This is a genomic window from Stenotrophomonas sp. SXG-1 (assembly GCF_014083965.1).
In the GTDB taxonomy this organism is placed as follows: domain Bacteria; phylum Pseudomonadota; class Gammaproteobacteria; order Xanthomonadales; family Xanthomonadaceae; genus Stenotrophomonas; species Stenotrophomonas geniculata.
Map to the genome: position 1 here is coordinate 110756 of NZ_CP046588.1, position 20356 is coordinate 131111.

The window sequence follows — 20356 nt, forward strand, 5'->3', positions numbered from 1 at the left end:
GGCTCAACCCGGGAACGGCACGGCCTGCAGCAGCGCAGCGACCACGTCGTCGGCACGCTTCTGCTCGGCCTCGGCGGCGAACGACAGCAGCAGGCGATGGCGCATCACCGGTGCGGCCAGCGCCTGCACATCCTCACGGGTGGCGGCAAACCGGCCCTGCAGCAGCGCACGGGCCTTGGCGGCCAGCACCAGCGACTGCCCGGCACGCGGGCCGGCGCCCCATTTCACCCATTGGTTGATGGCGGCCGGCGCGCCGTGGCCCGGACGGCTGGCACGCACCAACCGGGTGATCCAGGCCAGCACATCGTGGCTGACATGCACCTGGCGTACGGCGGCCTGCAGGGCGATCACCGCTTCGGCATCCATCACCTTCGGCACCGCGTCGGTGGCACCGCCGGTGGTCTGTTCCAGGATCTGCCGCTCCTCGTCCTCGCTGGGGTAATCCACCAGCACATGCAGCAGGAAGCGGTCCAGCTGTGCTTCCGGCAGCGGGTAAGTACCCGCCTGCTCGATCGGATTCTGCGTGGCCAGCACAAAGAACGGCGCCGGCAGCGCGTAGGTGGTACCGGCGTAGCTGACCGTGCGTTCCTGCATCGCCTCCAGCAGCGCGGCCTGGGTCTTGGGCGGGGTGCGGTTGAGTTCGTCGGCCAGCAGCAGGTGGGTGAAGATCGGGCCCTGCTGGAAGCGGAAATGGCGATGACCAGTGCCGTGGTCTTCCTCCAGCAGCTCGGTGCCGAGGATGTCGCTGGGCATCAGGTCGGGGGTGAACTGCACGCGCCGGAACTGCAGTTCCAGCGCCTGGCCGAGCGAGCGCACCAGCAGCGTCTTGCCCAACCCGGGCGCACCTTCCAGCAGGCAGTGGCCGCCGGCCAGCAGGCCGATCAGCAGCTGCTCGACCACGGTGTTCTGGCCAACCACGGCGCGTGCGAGCGCAGCGCGCAGATCGTGCAGGCGCGGCAGCAGGGAATCGAGGTCGGGGGAGGTCATGGGCGTGCAGGTCCTATCAATTGTTCAACGCGTACATCACGATGTTGACGCCGAAGCGGGTGTTGTCCTCGGCCAGGAAGCGCTTGTTGCGCCAGTCGTAGTCCCACTCGCAGCCGTAGTCCTTGTTGCTGTAGAGCAGCCCCAGGCGGCCATCGACCTCGATGCCCTTCAGGTAGTCGTGCACCAGGTCGTCGCCCCAGCCGTTGAGTTCGAAGCTGGTGGCGGGCGGGCCATCGGGGAAGCGGAAGAAGCTACGGTACAGCGCGTGGCTGTTGGGCAGCTTCTGCAGTGCCTTCGGACCAAACAGGCGACCCATCTGCGCCTCGAATGAGGTGGCGAACAGGCCGTCGATGTCATGGTTGCAGTCGTCGACGAAGACGAAGCCGCCATTGCGAACATAGCGCACGAAGTTCTGCCGTTCGGCGGCGTTGAACTCCACCAGCGTGTGCCCCGCCAGGTAGCAGAACGGCGCCTCCAGCATGCGCGGGTCGGCCAGCGCCACCACGTGTTCCTGCGGGTCCACGCGCAGCGAGGTGTAGTCGATCAGTGAGGTGATCAGGTTGGACGGCATGCGCGCGTCCACGTCCCAGTCACCGGAGTCGTACTGCAGGCGGGTGAACCAGAAGTCGTAGCGCGAACTGCGCGGGCCCGCCTGCGCGAAGGCCGGCAGCGCCGCCGCCGAAGCGGCAGCGGCCAACCAGCGCAGGCAGGCCCGGCGATCCATCAGACCGCGTCGGACAGCGAGGTGAAGGTGAAATCGCGCAGCTTCATCGGCGGGATCATCATCACGTAGCTGGATTCATCACCGGCCACGCGCACCGGCTTGCCCAGCTCTTCGATGTTGTTGAGCATGATCACCGGCGATTCGTTGAAGCGGAAGTTCTTCACCGGGTGCTTGATCTGGCCGTTCTCGATGTAGAAGGTGCCGTCGCGGGTGAGGCCGGTCAGCAGCACGGTCTGCGGATCGACCATGCGGATGTACCAGGTACGGGTGACCAGGATGCCCTTCTGGGTGCCGCGCACCAGTTCGGCGGTGCTCTTGTCGCCACCGCTCATCAGCAGGTTGCCCGGTGTTGCCTTGGCGGTCTTGCCCTGCTTCTGTGCCCAGAAGCGCGAGTAGTCCAGGTTGGCGATCTTGCCGTTCTCGATGATGGCCATGCGCTCGCGCGGCATGCCCTCGCCGTCCCACGGCAGCACCGGTGCGTCCGGATGCCACGGGTCGGCGATCATGGTCACGCGCGGGTCGTAGACCTGCTCGCCCAGCTTGTTGCCACCGCCCTTCTTCGACAGGAAGCTGCGGCCTTCATCGGCCGAGCGTGCGCTGAAGAAGTTCATCATGAAGCTGATCAGGCCCGCGGCCGCGGCGGGCTCCAGGATCACCGTGTACTTGCCCGGTTCCAGCGCCTTGGCTTCGGCCGATTCGGTGGCCTTGCGCATGGCGATGCGGATGTCCTGGTCGGCCTTGAAGTCGGCGGCATCCTTCAGGTTGCGGCCAACCCAGCCCGAACCACGGCCATCTTCGGTACGCACGGTGCAGGTGTAGTCGAAGTTGGTCGTGCGCTGGTAGGCGAAGTTGCCGTTGCTGTTGGCGGTGGCCTGGAAGCCCTGGCCGTCTTCAAGGAACCCGGCGGCGATCAGGCCGTGGCCACGGCAAGGAGCGATCGAATCGGCGGCGACCTTGGCGCGGAAGGCCGGATCGATGGCAGCGGTGGATTCGCTGAAGGTCGGGCTGGCGCGGTAGCTCTGCTTGCCGATGGCCGGCATGAACTCCGGATTCTCCGGCGCCAGCCGGGCCAGATCCTCGGCACGACGCACCACGCGTTCCAGCGCGGCATCGTCGAACTCGTTGATCGAGGCCGTGCCGACGCGCTTGCCGAAGGCGACGGTGACTGCCAGCTCGGTGTTGTCGACGATGCCGCTGGTGGAGACATTGTTCAGCGCGAAACGGATGTTGCCGCTGATCGCGCCGGCCAGCACGGCGGTGCACTCGTCGGCCTTGGACAGGGCGATGACCTTGTCGAGGATGGCCTTGGCCTGGGCTTCGGTGAAGATACTCATGGTGTAAGGGCTCCTGACCGATCAGCCGAGGCTGCGTGCGGTGTTGATGACGTTGATGCCGTTGAAGCGCGCGGTGGACGAACCGTGCGAGACCGCCGAGACCTGGCCCGGCTGGCCCTTGCCGTCGAAGAACGAACCGCCCAGGCGGTAGTCACGCTCGTCGGCCACGGCGGTGCAGGCATTCCAGAACTCCGGCGTGCGGATCTGGTAGGCCACGTCTTCCAGCATGCGGGTGATCTGGCCGTTCTTGATCTCGTAGAACAGCTGGCCGCCGAACTGCGCGTTGTAGCGCTGCTGGTCGATCGAGAATGAACCATCACCGATGATGTAGATGCCGTTCTCCACGTCCTTGATCAGGTCCGGCACGCTCAGCGGCTTCTTGCCCGGTGCCATCGACACATTGGCCATGCGCTGGAACTGCACGCTGGACCACGAATCGGCGTAGCAGCAGCCATCGGACTCGGTCTTGCCGAGGATGTGGGCCTGGTCGCGGATGGTCTGGTAATCCACCAGCTTGCCGTCGCTGATCAGGTCCCAGCGCTTGCACTTCACGCCTTCGTCGTCATACGCGACCGCGCCCAGGCTGCCCGGCTGGGTCTTGTCGGCGAAGATGTTGACCAGCTCGCTGCCGTACTGGAAGCGCTGCTCGCGCTTGTCCAGGGTGGCGAAGCTGGTGCCGGCGTAGTTGGCCTCGTAGCCGAGCACGCGGTCCAGCTCCAGCGGATGGCCGATCGACTCATGGATGGTCAGCCAGGTATGCGACGGATCGAGTACCAGGTCGTACTTGCCGGGCTTCACCGACGGCGCCTTCAGCTTCTCCTGCGCCTGCTTGGCCGCCGCGATGGCGTCTTCCTTCATGTCGTAGGACGAACCGTAGTTCACCACGCCGTTGGGCGTGAGCACCTTGCCGCTGGCGGCGCCGTCCAGGTACTCGTAGCCCAGGCCCATCGGCGAGGACAGGCCTTCGCGGGTACGGAACTTGCCGCTGGACTTGTCGATGGCGGTGATTGTCATCGGTGCCCAGATGCGATGCACATCCTGGTCGATGTAGGAACCATCAGTGGAGGCGAAGTACTTCTGCTCGTTGACCAGGAACAGCATCGAGTTGACGAAGCTGGCACCGGCGCCCATCGCCGCAGCGTTGACGTCCAGCAGCAGGCCGACCTTGTCCTTGATCGGCACCTCCATCGCATTCTTGCGGATCGGCGTGCGCCAGCTCACCTCACCGACGCCCGGCGCCTTGGCCAGCTGCACGGGTGCGGTCTGCACGCCGGCATTGGCCTTGGCGATCGCCGCGGCCTGCTGCGCGGCCCTGGCCACGTCGGCCGTACCCAGCGCATTGGTAGCCGCGAAGCCCCAGGCACCGTTGACGATCACGCGGATGCCCACGCCGGTGGACTCGGTGTTCACCACGTTCTGCACCTTGTCCTCGCGGGTGATCACGAACTGCCGCAGGTAGCGGCCGATGCGCACGTCGCAGTAGGTGGCGCCAGCGCTGCGTGCGGCCTGCAGGGCGGCGTCGGCCAGGCGCTTCTTCAGCCCCAGGTCCAGCGTGCTCTGCAGCTGTTCGGCGGCAATCGCCTTGCCGAAGAAGGAGGGCACGATCAGCCCACCCGCGGTAAGCCCGGTCAGGGCCAGGAAGTCACGTCTTTGCAAGGCTGCTCTCCATGTCGAAGGATGGGTGGCTCAAGCGCCGAGACTGCGCGCGGTGTTGATGATGTTGATGCCGTTGAAGCGGGTGGTGGACGAACCGTGCGAGACCGCCGAGACCTGGCCGGGCTGGCCCTTGCCATCGAAGAACGAACCGCCCAGGCGGAAATCGCGTTCATCGCAGATGGCGGTGCAGGCGTTCCAGAATTCCGGCGTGCGGATCTGGTAGGCCGCGTCCTCGACCATGCCGGCGATCTTCCCGTCCTTGATCTGGTAGTACAGCTGGCCGCCGAACTGCGCGTTGTAGCGCTGCTGGTCGATCGAATACGACCCGCGGCCATGGATGTAGATGCCGTTCTCCACGTCCTTGATCATGTCCTCGACGCTGAGTGGCTGTTTGCCCGGCGCCAGCGAGACATTGGCCATGCGCTGGAACTGCACGCTGGACCAGGAATCGGCATAGCTGCAGCCGTGCGACGCATCGCGGCCGAGGATATGGGCTTCATCGCGGGTGGCCTGGTAGTCGACCAGGATGCCGTCGCGCACCAGGTCCCAGCGCTGGGTCTTCACCCCTTCATCGTCGTAGCCGACCGCACCGAGGCTGCCCGGTTGGGTCTTGTCGGCGAAGAAGGTGACAATGTCGCTGCCCCAGCGGAAGCCGGCATCGCGCTTGTCCAGCGTGGCGAAGCTGGTGCCGGCGTAGTTGGCTTCGTAGCCGAGCACGCGGTCCAGTTCCAACGGGTGGCCGACGTTCTCGTGGATGGTCAGGAACAGGTTGGACGGGTCCAGCACCAGGTCGTACTTGCCGGGCTTCACCGACGGCGCCTTCAGTTTCTCGCGCGCGTGGCGGGCGGCGGCGATGGCGTCTTCGACCGGGTCGTAGGAATCGCGGTAGGCGGTGATGCCGCCGGGCAGCTGGACCTTGCCACTCGCATCGCCATCCAGGAACTCGTAGCCCACGCCCATCGGCGAGGAGAGGCCGGCGCGGGTACGGAACCTGCCGCTGGCCTTGTCGATGGCAGTGGCGGTGAATGGCAGCCAGATGCGATGGATATCCTGGTCGATGAAAGAACCGTCGCTGGAGGCGAAGTACTTCTGTTCGTTGACCAGGAACAGGGTGGAATTGATGTAGTCGGCGCCCGCATTCAGCGCGGCGGCGTTGAGCGCCAGCAGCAGCTCGACCTTGTCCTGGATCGGCACCGCCATCGCGTTCCTGCGGACCGGCGTCTGCCAGCGGACCTCACCCACCGACGGCGTCGGCGCCAGCTGCACCGGCCGGGTCTGGATGCCGGCGTTGGCGCGGGCGATCGCCGCCGCCTGCTCGACCGCAGCGCGCACGGCGGCCTCGGTCTGCTGATGGGTTGCAGCGAAGCCCCACGCGCCGTTGACGATCACCCGCACGCCCACGCCGGACGATTCGCGGTTGGTCACGTTGCCGACCTGGTGTTCGCGGGTGATGACCGACTGGTTGAGATAGCGGCCGATGCGGACATCGCAGTAGCTGGCCTTGGCGGTGCGCGCGGCGGCGAGCGCCACGTCCGCCAGGCGCCGGCGCTGGGCGGTATCGACCGGTGCGAGCAGCTGCTCGGCGGCGATGGCACGGGAATGCGGCAGCAGCAGGCCCGCCAGGCCCAGACCGGAAAAAGCCAGGAACTCACGTCGTTGCACAGCGTTTCTCTCTCTCGCTTGCGTGCGGTTGGCAACGGGCCGGACCGATCACGTCAACTCCTCGACTTTCGCCAGCGCGGCGCGTCCGGGCAAGTGACTGCAGTCATGGTTGGTGGGGGTTTCGGCAGGGCTTGCAGCCCTGCACCTGCTTCAAGCCAGGGCAACGTCAACGTCAAAAGCGGGCATTCCGTGGGTGGGTGGGGCGGTGTCGGAGTGCGGGGACGCCGTGAATCCGTCCATGGAGGCTTGGCAGCCGCATCCATGCGGCTGACACCCCGCACTCCGACACCGCCCCACCTTCGACAGATTTCGTGTGCTGTTGGTGGGTGTCGACCTTGGTCGACACAATCTGTCAGATATCGAAATGTATCCGGGGTCAGATCCGTTTTCCTGTGGAAAACGGATCTGACCCCAAGAGCCGTTCCAACAGACCGCAGGAAACCGTCGAAGGCGGGGTGGGTCCGGTTGCGGGGGACGCCGTAAATCCGTCCATGGAGGCTCGGTCGCCGCATCCATGCGGCTCACGCCCCCGCAACCGGACCCACCCCGCAATCCCACAGGAAGCCCGCTGTTGCTGTTGCCGTTGCTTCGGCGGGTGCAGGGCGCCGCCCTGCCGAGCAACACCCCCTCGTGCACAATGGGGCTGACCCCGCCTGGACACCGTCCCTGATGTCGAGCAAGCCGTATTCAGAAGCCTGCGAGCGCAACCGCGAACCGATCGCCACCGCACTCGACCCCTGGATGGGCGACCGGCACCGGGTGCTGGAGATCGGCAGCGGCACCGGCCAGCACGCCGCCTTCTTCGCCGAGCGCTGGCCGTGGCTGCGCTGGCAGCCCAGCGATCATCCGGACCATCTGCCTGGCATCGAGGCGTGGCGCGCCGAGGCGGCGCTGCTCAACCTGCTGCCGCCCGTGGCGCTGCAGGTGGAACTGCCGCCGGCAGCGGGCCTGACCCTGCCGGAGGGCAGCTCGTTCGATGCCGCATTCAGCTCCAACACGTTGCACATCATGGGCTGGGAGTACGTGCAGGTACTGTTCGGCGCGCTGCCGCCACTGTTGCGTCACGGTGCGCTGTTGGCGGTCTACGGGCCGTTCAACTACGGTGGCCGCTACACCAGTGACAGCAATGCGCAGTTCGATGCCTGGCTGAAGGCGCGTGATCCGCGCAGCGGCATCCGCGATGTGGAAGCCGTGCATGCGCTGGCTGCGGACAATGGCTTCACCCGCCTGCGCGACGTGGCGATGCCGGCCAACAACCGGCTGCTGCTGTGGCGGCTGGGGTGATCATGCGTCGGAGGCCATGCTGGAAAGTCGAGCGGCTGCAGCACGTAGTCCGTTGAAAATCGGTTCGGACACGCTCGCTGGGAAGTTGCTTGGGAGCTGATGGGTGACGTGCTCGATGGCGGGTTCGACGGCTGCAATCAGTGCTTCGATCCACGGTTCTGCACCATCGGCAACACCGCAGGCGCGCGCCGTTTCGTTCCAGTGCCGGCGTCGCACAAGGTGCAGTTTCCGGTGGCGGTTCTTGCCCTGCACGGCCATGGCGAGCTGTGCGTTTTGTGGGTCGAGTTGATTGGGTCCTCTACCGAGGATGGGATACACCGACAGCACGTCGTAGACGGGCGTCAGTCGGAAGCGTCCGCCGGCTTCCAGGTGAACACTGAAATTCTTGGCGTGGCCGTCGGTTGCGGCCAGCATCCAGAAAAGAATCTGCGTCTTGAAGAAGATCGCGCGATCCTCGGGGTGTTCGGACTGTCGAAGCAGATCCATGATCGGGACGATGCCAGGGCCGCCATCGGATTCATACTTTCTGGCAGCGGGCAGACCAAAGACCTGGCACATGTCTTCCTGTGGCAGGCGCAGCCACCACCGGCGATCCGCAGACAATCGACGGTCAAAACGCTCGACAATGAGCGCGCGTTGATCGTCGAAACGTCCCATCTGCGTCTCTGCTACGGGAATTCCGAAGGCAGAAAGCAGATGCATGCACAGCCACTCATTCTCCAAGGACTGATGCATGTCTGCCCGCATGTTGCCAACGATGCCCAGTGGCAGCTTGAAGATGTGCGTGGACGGTGTGCTGCCGGTAGGAATGCACCATTTGCCGGCATGCAGCAGAAGACCGGTCTTTTCCTGCGCACCTGCGATGGAAATGCGGAACGCATCATCACGGGTGGGTGCGCCAGGCAGGTTTCCTGTCGTCACCTGACGCAGGATCGTAGCGACACCAGCTTCGTCCAAGACTTCGCACGTAATCTGCTGGATGTCCCCGGGTGGATGCGCAGGCGGCAGCAATTGCACTGCGCCCACACAATCCCGACCAATGGCTTCAAGAAGATCGAACGTATCGCTGCTGCGCGTGGCGAACCGGTCGCGGATCCGGTTGCGTATGGTGACGTTGTCGGGGAGAAGGTTATCGAAGTAGTCGTTGACGACGTTGCCCCGATGGCTCTCGCCCTCTGGGAGTAGGGGGAGCGAGAGCGACAACGGTCGGGACTGGGGCGAGCTGACCCATTGGCTGACGTACGACAACCGGGATGACCCATTCCGGACGTCATCCCATAGTGCGACCTCTACACCATTCATCCAGACCTGCAGCGTACCCATGGCTCACCACTCCAATGACGACAGGTTCTCCTGGGGACTTCGTTGTTGCAGGCTGACCTCCAGACCCAGCACAGCCCAGATCCGCATCAGGCGTTCAAAGCTTGCTGATGCAGGGTCGCGTTCCAGCGCGCCCACTGCCTGGCGGCTGATGCCAAGTTGCTCCGCCAACTGAGCCTGGCTCAGGCCCGCTTGACGCCGGAAAGCACGCATCAGGGGCGCAAGTTGTTGGGCTGTCCTCACTGTGTGCAGCGGCCTGTCCATACCGGCAGTCCCCCAGGAAAGATGACCGTACGCCAACGCGTACGCAAAGGATAGGTTGCTTTACGACAAGCAACCTATCGCTTTCTTGTTGGGGAGGCAACCTATCGATTGCAATTACGTTATGCAACCTATGGGTTGCCTTTACGTTACGCAGTGCCGCGTCAAGCCACCTGCACGATATGCAGCGCCTTCGGATTGCGCCACTGCGCCAGCAGCGCCGCTTCCCGTGCCTTGGCCTGCGCGAAATGCGCTTCCTTGACGTGGCCGAAGCCGCGGATGTGCTCGGGCACGCTGGCGATCTCCACCGCCAGCGCCAGGCGGTCGTCATCGAGGCCATCCAGCAGCAGCTGCACGGTCGCCTCGTAATCCCCGATCAGTTTGCGCTCCATGCGGCGTTCCTCGGTGCGGCCGAACACGTCGAGTCGGCCGCCACGCAGGAACTTCAGCTTCGCCAGCAGCCCGAAGGCCTTGAACATCCACGGGCCGTATTCCTTCTTCAGCAACCGGCCCTGCTCGTCCTTCTTGGCGAACAGCGGCGGTGCCAGGTGGAAACGCAGCTGGTAGTCGCCCTCGAACTGCTGCTGCAGGCGGCGCTGGAAGTCGCCGCTGGTGTACAGGCGGGCCACTTCGTACTCGTCCTTGTAGGCCATCAGCTTGAACAGGTAGCGGGCCACGGTTTCGGTCAGCGCGGTGGAGCCACCGATGCGGTCGGCTTCGGCGGCGCGCACGCGCTCGACCAGGCTGCGGTAGCGGTTGGCGTAGGCGGCATCCTGGTACTCGACCAGGAACGCGGCGCGGCGCTCGATCATTTCGTCCAGCGAACGCGACAGGCGCGCGTCGTCCAGCGGCAGGAAGGCCACGTCGCCGCCATGCGAGGGCAGGCCACGCAGTTCGCGTTCGTCGCCGGTGTTGCGCGGTGCGGCGGTGGCACCCCATTCGTTGCCTTCCCACTCGCCCGGCGGCAGCGGGTGCAGCGGGCCCGGGGTGGATTCGGTATCGGTGTGGCGGTTGCGCACCAGGCCGGCCGCCTGCTGCACGGCCTGCGGGTCGACCACGGCCAGGCGACCCCAGGCGAAGGCCTGCTGGTTCATCGCCACGGCGGCGCCGTTGAGTTCGATGGCGCGCATCAGCGACTCGAACGACAACGGTACCAGGCCCTGCTGCCACGCGTAGCCGAGGATGAACAGATTGGCGGCGATGGCGTCGCCCAGCAGCGCGGTGGCCAATTGGGTGGCATCGAGCAGCAGCGGTTCCTCGCCCCCCAGCGCCACGCGCACACCGGCCACGATGTCGGCGGCGGGGAACTGCATGTCCGGGCGGGTGGTGAAGGTGCCCGGCATCGCTTCGTAGGTGTTCAGCACCACCTGCGAACGGCCGGCACGCACCTTCGACAGCGCCCAGTAGTCGTTGACCACCACCATGTCGCAGCCCAGCACCAGGTCGGCTTCACCGGCGGCGATGCGCACGGCGTGGATGTCGTCCGGTCGGCGGGCGATGCGGATGTGCGTGGTCACCGCGCCACCCTTCTGCGCCAGGCCGGTCTGGTCGAGCACGGTCGCGCCCTTGCCTTCCAGGTGGCCGGCCATGCCCAGCAGCGCGCCGATAGTCACCACGCCGGTACCGCCCACGCCGGTGATCAGGATGTTCCAGGGCTGTTCCAGGGTGCCGCGGATGGTCGGCGCCGGCAAGTTGTCCAGCAGGGTGGAGGCATCGCGCTTGCTGCCCTTGCGCGGCTGGCCACCGTGCACGGTGACGAAGCTCGGGCAGAAACCATTCACGCAGGAATAGTCCTTGTTGCAGTTGGACTGGTCGATCTCGCGCTTGCGCCCGAACTCGGTTTCCTTCGGCAGCACCGACACGCAGAAGCTCTTCTTGCCGCAGTCGCCGCAGCCTTCGCAGACCAGCGAATTGATCATCACCCGCTTCTGCGGGTCTTCCAGCTTGCCGCGCTTGCGGCGGCGGCGCTTCTCGGTGGCACAGGTCTGTTCGTAGATCAGGATCGAAACACCCTTCACTTCGCGCAGGCGCTTCTGCACTTCGTCCAGTTCGCTGCGGTCGTGGAACTCGACATCGCTGGGGAAGTGCTCGCGCTGGCCGGTCCACTTGCCGATGTTGTCCGAAAGCACCACGATGGTGTGGATGCCTTCGGCGCGCATCTGCTTTGCGATGTCCGGCACGCTCAGCGGGCCGTCCACCGGCTGGCCGCCGGTCATCGCCACCGCATCGTTGTAGAGGATCTTGTAGGTGATGTTGACGCCGGCGGCGACCGCTTGGCGGATCGCCAGCGAACCGCTGTGGAAGTAGGTGCCGTCGCCCAGGTTCTGGAACACGTGAGGGGTGTCGGTAAACGGCGCCTGCCCGGCCCAGGTCACGCCTTCGCCGCCCATGTGGGTGAAGGTATCGGTGCTGCGGTCCATCCAGGTCACCATGTAATGGCAACCGATGCCGGCCAGCGCACGCGAGCCTTCCGGCACCTGGGTGGAGGTGTTGTGCGGGCAGCCCGAGCAGTAATGCGGTACGCGCGGGAAGCTGGCGCGCGGCAGCGCAAGCTCGGCTTCCTTCTCCTGCATCCACTGCAGGCGCTGCTCGATCGATTCGTTGTTGAAGAACTTCTGGATGCGGCGGCCGATCACGCCGGCGATGGTGGCCGGCGTCAGTTCACCGGTGGACGGCAGGATCCATTCGCCGCTCTCGTCGTACTTGCCAACGATGGACGGGCGCTGGCCCCAGCTGGCCGGCCAGTTGAAGAACTGTTCCTTCATCTGGCGCTCGATGAAGGCACGCTTCTCCTCCACCACGATGATGTCTTCCAGGCCCTGCGCGAAGCGGGCGATGCCTTCCGGCTCCAGCGGCCAGGTCATGCCGACCTTGTACACGCGGATGCCGATGTCAGCGCATGCGGCTTCATCCAGGCCCAGGTATTCCAGCGCCTGCAGCACGTCCAGGTAGCTCTTGCCGGTGGTGACGATGCCCAGCCGCGCGCGCGGCGCGTCCATCACCACCTTGTCGACGGCGTTGGCGCGGGCGAAGGCCTGCGCGGCCTTCACCGCGTAGCGGTGCAGGCGCATTTCCTGGTCCAGCGGCGGGTCCGGCCAGCGGATGTTGAGGCCGCCCGAGGGCATCTCGAAGTCCTCCGGCAGCACGATGCGGCGTGCCATCGGATCGACCTCCACCGAGGCCGACGATTCCACGGTCTCGGCGATCGTCTTGAAGCCGACCCAGCGCCCGGTATAGCGGCTCATCGCCCAGCCCAGCAGGCCCATGTCCAGGATGTCCTGCACGCCGGCCGGGTTGAGCACCGGCATCATCGCGCTGACGAATTCGTCTTCGCTGCCGTGCGGCAGGGTCGAACTGCGGCAGGCATGGTCATCGGCGGCCAGCGCCAGCACGCCGCCGTAGCGCGAGGTACCCGCAGCATTGGCATGCTTGAACACGTCGCCGCAGCGGTCCACGCCCGGGCCCTTGCCGTACCACATGCCGAACACGCCCTGCACGTTGGCGCCGGGGAACAGGTTGGTCTGCTGCGTACCCCACACCATGGTGGCGCCGAGGTCCTCGTTCAGGCCGGGGGTGAACTTCACCTTGGCGGCCTCAAGATGCTTGCGCGCGCGCCACAGCTCCAGATCGAAGCCACCCAGCGGGCTGCCGCGGTAGCCGCTGACGAAGCCGGCACTGTCGATGCCTTCGGCGGCGTCGCGCAGGCGCTGCATCAAGGGCAGCCGCACCAGCGCCTGCACGCCACTCAGGTAGATCCGCCCCTCGTTGCGGGTGTACTTGTGGTCGAGCGTGTAATCACGGTCGAGCAGGTCGGCGGAAGAGGGCGAAGTGAGTTGCGCGGTACTGGTCATGGCTGGCCCGGTAGGATCGGCTGGCACCGGCCGCGTGCAGGCACGCGGCGGGAAAGGCGCGAATTGTAGCAGCGGGGCCGCGCAGGCCCCGGCACTCGCGCCCGTGGCGGTGCTGGGGTTAGGATCGGGAAGAGAGAGGGAGGCTGCAGTTGCGGCCTGGGGAGAAGGGATGTCAGTTCCAGGAAAGATCCTGGCCAGCATGCTGCTGGCCTCGGGAGTGGTCACTGCGTGGGCCGCGCCGGTCGTGCCGGCACCACAGGAGTTCTACTTCGACAACGACCCGGCGGCCACGCCGATGGTGGCGGTGCACGGCGAGGGCGATGACCTGGTGGCCCAGCTGGTCAAGCTGCGTGAACGCGGCCGCCGCGCGGTCGAGGCGACGGTACAGCTGGCATCGGTGGCCGGGGCGCAGGGTCGCGGTGAACTGGCCGAGCAGCTGTACGGCGAAGCTCTGAAAGAGGCCCCGGCGCAGAGCAGCAGTGGCCGCAGCGTGCGCTGGAACTACGGCTGGGACCTGCTGCGCCAGGGCAAGCCGGAGGCAGCGCTGGAACAGTGGCTGGCTTCGGCCGGCAATGCGCGCAGCAAGCCCAGCTGGGTACCGCCGACCTATGCGCTGGCGCTGTGGCGGATGGGGCAGAAACAGGAAGCGGTGCAGTGGTATGCCGCTGCCGTGCGTACCGAGCCGACGCAGTGGAGTACCAGTGCCCACCATGCGCAATTGCTGCCGCAGTGGCGGGAGGACGAGCGCGCATCGCTGGCCGAAGTGCAGCAGGCGTGGGTTGCCGCGCCGCCTGCCTGGCCCTGAGGGAGCGGTTCGGCCGGGTTGCACCCGGCACCCGCAGAGGCAACAGCCAAAGCCAAAGCAACAGCAACAGCGGGCAATCCGTGGGATGGCGGGGCGGTGTGGGTTGGCAGGACACGCCGTAAACCCGTCCATGGGGGCTCGATGGCGCCATCCATGGCGCCAACGGACCTGCCAACCCACACCGCCCCGCCTCCGACAGTTCCCTGCTGCTGGTAGGTGTCGACCTTGGTCGACACGGTAGATCCACGTCATGCGTGGATGAATCTGCATCGGAATCGACTATTCGATATCTGATCGAAGAGCAGCCGAGCGTGGGCTCGGCTCTACAGAAGGCGGCCAACCAACCGGCTTTTGCTTTTGCTTCTGCTTTTCTTTTTTCTTTTCCGTGGCGGACGCACTCGGAAATTGTCAGAGGCCGGGCGGGGTGGGTTCGCGGGGGTGTCCGCGGCATGGATGCCGCGGCCAAGCCCCCATGGACGGGTTGACGGCGTCCCCCGCGAATCCATCCCGCCCGGCCAAGCGCGGCTTTTGATGTTCACGGTCAACCAGCCGCCACGAGGGGCTGCGCCGTTCGCTGGAAACTCAATCGTCCGCGGAAACCGTGCGCCCCGACGCCCACGCCCGTAGTGCCTCCACCTGCTCGGCCATCAGCACCGACAGCGGCCGCGTCGCACGGATCTCGTTCATCAGCAGCTCGGTGTCCAGCGGCCGGCCCTCGGCATGCGCCGCATACAGGCCGGCGACGATCGCCTGCTCGATCTCGGCGCCGGAGAACCCATTGGCGGCCGCCGCCAGCGCGGGCAGTGCGAAGTCGTCGGCGTTGAGCTGGCGCCGGCCCAGGTGCAGCCGCAGCAGTTCCACGCGCACGTCAGGCGAGGGCAGGTCGACGAAGAAGATCTCGTCGAAGCGGCCCTTGCGCAGCAGTTCGGCAGGCAGCTCGTGCACCTGGTTGGCAGTGGCGACGATGAACACCGGCGCCTTGCGCTCGGCCATCCAGGTCAGCAGGTAACCGAGCACGCGGCGTGAAACGCCGCCGTCCTCGCCACCGCTGGCCAGGCCCTTCTCGATCTCGTCCATCCACAGCACGCAGGGCGCCAGCTGCTCGGCCGAGGCCAGCGCCTGGCGCAGGTTCGCCTCGGTCTCGCCGTGGTACTTGTTGTACAGCGCGCCCACGTCCAGGCGCAGCAGTGGTACGCCGAAGCCGGCGGCGGTGGCCTTGGCCAGCATCGACTTGCCGCAGCCCTGTACGCCCAGCAGCAGCATGCCGCGCGGCGGGTCCAGCCCGGCCGGGGCCGAACCGGCAATGAAGGCCACGCGGCGCTGGTTGATCCAGCGCTTGAGCCGGTTGGCACCGGCCACATCGCCGAAGCGCGCGCTGTCGTGCTCGAAGAACAGGTGGCCGCTGCGGTTGAGCAGCTCGAACTTCAGCCGTGCCAGCTGTGGCAGGTCGTCGTCGCGCAGCGCGCCATCGGCGTAGATCAGCTGGCGGGCGATGCGCCGGGCATCGACCAGGCTCAGGCCCTGCAGGTTCTTCAGGATCTTCTTCACCGCCTCGCTGTCGACTTCAACCCGGCGGCCGCCATGCTCACGCGCATAGGCGTCGGCCTCTTCGCGCAGCATCTTCAACAGGGCGTTGGCATCGGGCAGGCGCGGGTTGAAGCGCACCGCCAGTGCTTCCAGCTCGGCCGGCAGCTCCACCTTGGCACCAATCAGCACCAGCACATGCGGCTCGCTGTGGCGGCGCTGGATCAGGTCGCGCAGGGCGCGCTGGTGACTGGCATAGCCCAGGTAGGGATGGAAATCGAGCAGCAGGTAGACCCCGCGCTGCTCCGCCTGGCGGATCATCTGCAGGGCCGCGCTGGCGTCGGGCGGCCCGACCGGCGGGTCTTCGCTGTCCAGGTCGATCCGGCGCAGGCCCTCGGTGATCGACCAGCGGTGCAGCGCCCGCCATACGTGCATCAGCGTCTGCCGGAACAGCTCGACGATGCGACCCTCGTCCTGGGTCTCGATGACGATCAGTGGGGTGTTGGCGCGGATCAACGCGCTCAGATCCTGCAGTTCGCTCATGCCGGTTCGATCCTTCGGGGGCGCCACGATAGCAAAGGCGATGGCCGCTGGTTCAGCACGACGCTACCTCCCGTCACCATCGCCGGTGTACGCTCGGGGCACGTACCCGGAAGCGAGGCTGGCATGAAGACGATCCTGGTGGCCGGTTCCAAGGGCGGGGTGGGCAAGACCACCGTCGCCACCCACCTGGCCGCGTACGCGGCATTGCAGGGCAAGGCCACGGTGATTGCCGATGCCGATCCGCAGGGCTCCAGCACCCGCTGGGCACAACGCCGTGCCGGGCTGGAAAGCGCGGTGCTGCCGATCGATGTGTATCGGAAGAAGCAGTGGGCGCAGAAGCTGCCCGATGGCACCGACACCGTCATCATCGACGCGCCGGCCGGTGCCCTGGCTGACGATATTCCCCATTTCCTCGACGCTGCCGACGCGGTGGTGGTACCGGTGCTGCCCTCGGCGCTGGACATCGAAGCGATCGTCGGCTTCCTCAACAGCCTGGCCCGGAACCCGCGCGTGCACAGCCGCAAGCTGCCGGTGGGGCTGGTGCTCAACCGCACCAAGCCATGGACCCAGACCTCGCAGCAGGCGCTGCAGATGCTGGGTGAATGGCCGTACCCGGTGGTCGCGCAGCTGCGCGACAGCCAGAGCTACGTGGTCATGACCGGCCTTGGCCGCAGCCTGTTCGACTACCGCTCGGCCCAGGTGCGCGAGCACCAGGCCGACTGGGAGCCGCTGCTGTCCTGGCTCAAGCTTTGATGCCTGCATCACTCTTTCTGCTGCATCCTCTTCTTCATGGAAACCCGCGATGCGTGAATTGATCCTGCTGCGCCATGCCCATGCCGAACCGGCGACCCCCGGCCAGGCCGACCTCGACCGGCCGTTGTCGCCGGTGGGGCTCGCCGAAGCCGAAGCCGCCGGCAAGTGGCTGAAGGAGAACAACCTGCTGCCGGACTGCGTGCTGTGCTCACCGGCGCGGCGCACCCGGGAAACCCTGGAAGCCGTGCTCGGCACCATCGGCTACGTCGAGAAGCGCCTGGAAGATCGTATCTACGAGGCCACCCCTGGCACCCTCGCTGCGCTGGTGGACGACCGCCGTGACCTCGACCGGGTGCTGATCGTCGGCCATAACCCCGGCCTGGAGCGCCTGGTGGCGTTGATGACGGAAGGCACCAGCAGCGACTATCGCGGCATGCCGCCGGCTGGCATTGCCGTGCTCGGGTTCCCGCGCGAGGCCTCGATCGAGCCGGGCGTGGCCAGCCTGAACGCGTTCTGGTGGCCGTGATCCAATGAGCCTGGCGCGGCGCAGCCGCTTTCTGCTGCCCGTGCTGCTGGTTTCCGGCGCGGCCTGGGCTGCCGCGCCACCGCCAACGCCCCTGCCGCCGGTGGTTGCCGAAGCGCACCGGGTCCTGCGCCTGGATACCCAACGCTCGCAGATCGGTTTCGAGGTGCGCACCCGCTTCGGGCAGCGCATCGAGGGCCTGTTCCCGCACTTCGAAGGTCGCATCGAGGTCCTCTCCGATGGCCGCCACCAGGTGCACCTGAAGATGTTCACGCGCTCGGTCGAGATCCCCGGCAAGGCGCGCTACACCGGCTGGATGCGCGGCGAGGAGTTCTTCGACGCGGGCCGCCACCCGGTGGTCGAGTTCGACTCGCTGCCGTACTGGCCGGAGACCGTGGAAGACGGGGGCGACATCAACGGGCGGCTGACCCTGCGCGGGATCAGCCACCCCGAGACACTGAAGGTCGAGAAGGCGGAGTGCGCCCGACCCGGCTATGATTGCGACGTCGTCAGCCGCGGTACCGTGCAGCGAGGCCGGTATGGAATGGACAGCTGGCAGCTTGCCTTGAGTGACCGAGTGACCTTCGTATTGCGAGCGCGCCTGAGCGAGGCGCCGAAACCGTGAACCTCCTGCTGCGTGTACTGGCGCTGGCAACCGTGTTGCTGGGCAGCGGTTGTGCATCGCTGTCCACTGCCGAGCGCGACCGTGCCGAGGCCATCGCCGTGCAGGCGCGATCGACCCAGGTCGACTGCCAGCGCGCCGACCGCTGCGCGCAGGACTCGCCGCTGCGTGCGCTGGCCGGCCGGGCGTTCACCGAATCCACCCCGGAGCAGCCGCGCCACTACGCCACCCTGCTGGACGAGGGGGAGGGCGCCCTGGTGGCGCGCCTGAACCTGCTGCGCAGTGCCACCCGCAGCATCGACCTGCAGACCTACATCTTCGACAAGGACGACAGCGCGCGGCTGGTCATCGACGAACTGCTGGCCGCGTCGCGGCGCGGGGTGAAGGTGCGGGTGCTGATCGACCAGCTCTCGGCGATTTCCGACCTGCAGATCCTTGGCGCGTTGTCCGGTGCCCACCAGAACTTCCAGCTGCGGGTCTACAACCCGACCTTCGGCAAGGCCCGGCTGAACTACTTCGACTACGCCGGCAGCGTGCTGTGCTGCTTCCGCCGGTTCAACCAGCGCATGCACAACAAGCTGCTGGTGATCGACGATGCGATCGGCGTGGTCGGCGGCCGCAACTACCAGGACGACTATTACGACTGGGACCGCGAGTACAACTTCCGCGACCGCGACGTCATGATCGCCGGCCCGGAAGCGCGCGCGATGGCGGCCAACTTCGATGCGTTCTGGCGCGCCCACCGCAGCGTGCCGGCCGAGCGCCTGAATGACGTGGGCCGCACCCTGCTGCGCGAGGGCGTGCCGGTGCTGCCACCGGCCACCTTCCGCCGCCCCGAGCGGGTGCAGCGGGTCAGCGCCGAAGCCAATGACATGGACTTCGTCACCCGTTCCTTCGTGGATACCGCGCTGCCGGTGGCCTCGGTGCGCTACGTCGCCGACCTGCCGCGCAAGCACCGCCGCGAGAAAGCCGATGCCCCGCTGGCCGGCCAGCACGTGACCGAGCCACAGCTGGATGCACTCATTGCCGGTGCGCAGAAGGAAGTGATCCTGCAGACCCCGTACCTGGTGCTGTCCAAGCCGGCGCAGAAGCTGTTCCGTGAGCTGCGCAAGCGCCCGCAGCCGCCGCGCGTGGTGGTGTCGAGCAACAGCCTGGCGGCCACCGACAACCCGATCGTGTATGCGCTGTCGTACAAGTACAAGCGGCGCAACATGCGCGAACTGGGCTTCAACATCTTCGAATACAAGCCGTTCCCGCTGGATGCACCGGTCGACTACCGCAACCTGCTGCCTGATCCGATCGCCGCGCCCGCGGGCGACGACGACGGCGGGCGCAATCCGCTGATTGGCGGCAGCGCCGCTGGCAGCAATGCCGGCGGTGGCAGCGATGGGGATCTGGCCGCGACCCGCAGGCAGGTACCGGTGAACCATCCGCGTACCGGCAGCGCCTACCAGAACGCCCGCGAACGCCGTCGTGCCGCTGGCAGCGAAGTGGAAACGCGCCTGCTGCGTACCGAGACGCGTCCGTCGTTCCTGGGCAGCAAGGCGGTCAACAAGCCGTTGCCGGTCACCCGCAAGGGTGCCCGCATGGGCCTGCACGCCAAGTCGCTGGTGGTCGACCGCCGCATCGGCGTGGTCGGCACCCACAACTTCGATCCGCGCAGCGAGAACTACAACACCGAAGGCGCGGTGATCATCGACGATCCGGTCTTCGCCGAGCAGCTGGCCGAGAGCATCCTGCGCGATACCCATCCGCAGAACTCGTGGACGGTGGCGCCGCGGGCCAAGCCGCCGGTGCTGTCGGGCCTGAACTACAGCGTCGGCAAGGCCTCCGAAGCGCTGCCGATTCTCGACTTCTGGCCGTGGCGCTATGCCACCGACTACGAGTTCAAGCCCGGCCCGGACTGCCCGCAGCCGCTGCCACGGCAGGACCCGGATTTCCATCGCTGCTACGTTGCCGTCGGCGACTTCCCCGAAGTCAACGTCGGCCCGAAGTGGCTGCTGGTGCGCATGCTGACCGCATTCGGTGCCGGCCTCGTTCCCATTCTCTGAAGGTGCCCGCATGACCCAGGTGTTCCGCGAAGCTGTTTCCATCGAGCAGCTCAATGCGCTCAGCCGCAATACGGCGATCGAGTCGCTGGGCATCGTCTTCAGCGCCGCGGGCGAAGACTGGCTGCAGGCCACCATGCCGGTGGACGAGCGCACCCGGCAGCCCTACGGCATCCTGCACGGCGGTGCCTCGGTGGTGCTGGCCGAGACCCTGGGCAGCAGCGCCGGCAACCTGTGCGTGGATACCGCAAAGCAGATCTGCGTGGGCCTGGAAATCAACGCCAACCATGTGCGTGCGGTGCGCTCGGGGACTGTCACCGGCACCGCGCGCGCGCTGCACGTGGGCCGCAGTACCCAGTTGTGGGAAATCCGCATCGAGGACGAGCAGGGCCGGCTGGTGTGCATCTCGCGGCTGACCCTGGCGGTGGTGGCCGCCGGCCACGGTTGAGCCCCCATCGG

The 20356-nt window shown here is 66.6% G+C and carries 16 protein-coding genes; 7 read left to right on the forward strand and 9 right to left on the reverse strand.

Annotation, left to right across the window (positions count from 1 at the left end; translation table 11 throughout):
* Window positions 1-3: 3 nt before the first annotated feature.
* From GOC52_RS00455 to GOC52_RS00475, 5 genes are read right to left on the reverse strand one after another with little or no spacing between them, the layout of a single operon-like run.
* Complete coding sequence (locus tag GOC52_RS00455) at window positions 4-987, reverse strand: AAA family ATPase (RefSeq protein WP_049408921.1); 984 nt, start codon at window positions 985-987, stop codon at window positions 4-6.
* Window positions 988-1003: 16 nt separating this feature from the next.
* Window positions 1004-1711, reverse strand: coding sequence for a DUF4159 domain-containing protein (locus GOC52_RS00460; protein ID WP_012509667.1), 708 nt, complete (start codon window positions 1709-1711; stop codon window positions 1004-1006).
* A complete protein-coding gene (locus GOC52_RS00465) occupies window positions 1711-3045 on the reverse strand; it encodes a TldD/PmbA family protein (protein WP_019336350.1) in 1335 nt (444 codons plus the stop codon). Before GOC52_RS00465 ends, GOC52_RS00460 begins: the two co-directional genes overlap by 1 nt.
* Window positions 3046-3066: 21 nt before the next feature.
* A complete protein-coding gene (locus GOC52_RS00470; protein WP_010487267.1) occupies window positions 3067-4701 on the reverse strand; it encodes a TldD/PmbA family protein in 1635 nt (544 codons plus the stop codon).
* A 30-nt stretch (window positions 4702-4731) separates the two neighbouring features.
* Entirely contained in the window at window positions 4732-6363 is a 1632-nt protein-coding gene (locus GOC52_RS00475) for a TldD/PmbA family protein (RefSeq protein WP_053442341.1), read from the reverse strand.
* Window positions 6364-7032: 669 nt separating this feature from the next.
* Here GOC52_RS00475 and GOC52_RS00480 point away from each other — a divergent pair.
* Window positions 7033-7647: a DUF938 domain-containing protein gene (locus GOC52_RS00480; RefSeq protein WP_043400805.1), complete on the forward strand. Its 615-nt coding sequence runs from the start codon at window positions 7033-7035 to the stop codon at window positions 7645-7647.
* Here GOC52_RS00480 and GOC52_RS00485 read toward each other — a convergent pair whose 3' ends face one another.
* From GOC52_RS00485 to GOC52_RS00495, 3 genes are all read right to left on the reverse strand, one after another.
* Window positions 7648-8970: a type II toxin-antitoxin system HipA family toxin gene (locus GOC52_RS00485; RefSeq protein ID WP_191850415.1), complete on the reverse strand. Its 1323-nt coding sequence runs from the start codon at window positions 8968-8970 to the stop codon at window positions 7648-7650.
* A 3-nt stretch (window positions 8971-8973) separates the two neighbouring features.
* On the reverse strand, window positions 8974-9180 hold the full coding sequence (locus GOC52_RS00490; protein WP_231298703.1) for a helix-turn-helix transcriptional regulator: 207 nt from the start codon (window positions 9178-9180) through the stop codon (window positions 8974-8976).
* A gap of 212 nt (window positions 9181-9392) precedes the next feature.
* Window positions 9393-13079, reverse strand: coding sequence for an indolepyruvate ferredoxin oxidoreductase family protein (locus GOC52_RS00495; RefSeq protein WP_043400799.1), 3687 nt, complete (start codon window positions 13077-13079; stop codon window positions 9393-9395).
* A gap of 169 nt (window positions 13080-13248) precedes the next feature.
* Between GOC52_RS00495 and GOC52_RS00500 the strand changes: the two genes are divergently transcribed.
* Window positions 13249-13884: a tetratricopeptide repeat protein gene (locus GOC52_RS00500; protein ID WP_019337591.1), complete on the forward strand. Its 636-nt coding sequence runs from the start codon at window positions 13249-13251 to the stop codon at window positions 13882-13884.
* A 582-nt stretch (window positions 13885-14466) separates the two neighbouring features.
* On the opposite strand, the gene GOC52_RS00505 is transcribed toward GOC52_RS00500, so the two are convergent.
* Window positions 14467-15951 (reverse strand): AAA family ATPase, encoded by a 1485-nt coding sequence (locus GOC52_RS00505; RefSeq protein WP_010487236.1) that lies wholly within the window; start codon window positions 15949-15951, stop codon window positions 14467-14469.
* A 123-nt stretch (window positions 15952-16074) separates the two neighbouring features.
* On the opposite strand from GOC52_RS00505, the gene GOC52_RS00510 reads away from it, so the two are divergent.
* The 5 genes from GOC52_RS00510 to GOC52_RS00530 are packed head-to-tail and all read left to right on the forward strand — an operon-like array spanning window position 16075 to window position 20345.
* Window positions 16075-16704: a ParA family protein gene (locus GOC52_RS00510; RefSeq protein ID WP_019337593.1), complete on the forward strand. Its 630-nt coding sequence runs from the start codon at window positions 16075-16077 to the stop codon at window positions 16702-16704.
* A 49-nt stretch (window positions 16705-16753) separates the two neighbouring features.
* Window positions 16754-17230, forward strand: coding sequence for a SixA phosphatase family protein (locus GOC52_RS00515; RefSeq protein WP_005407539.1), 477 nt, complete (start codon window positions 16754-16756; stop codon window positions 17228-17230).
* A gap of 4 nt (window positions 17231-17234) precedes the next feature.
* On the forward strand, window positions 17235-17852 hold the full coding sequence (locus tag GOC52_RS00520; protein WP_043400783.1) for a YceI family protein: 618 nt from the start codon (window positions 17235-17237) through the stop codon (window positions 17850-17852).
* Complete coding sequence (locus tag GOC52_RS00525; RefSeq protein ID WP_010487229.1) at window positions 17849-19900, forward strand: phospholipase D family protein; 2052 nt, start codon at window positions 17849-17851, stop codon at window positions 19898-19900. Before GOC52_RS00520 ends, GOC52_RS00525 begins: the two co-directional genes overlap by 4 nt.
* Window positions 19901-19910: 10 nt before the next feature.
* Complete coding sequence (locus GOC52_RS00530; protein WP_010487227.1) at window positions 19911-20345, forward strand: hotdog fold thioesterase; 435 nt, start codon at window positions 19911-19913, stop codon at window positions 20343-20345.
* Window positions 20346-20356: the final 11 nt, after the last annotated feature.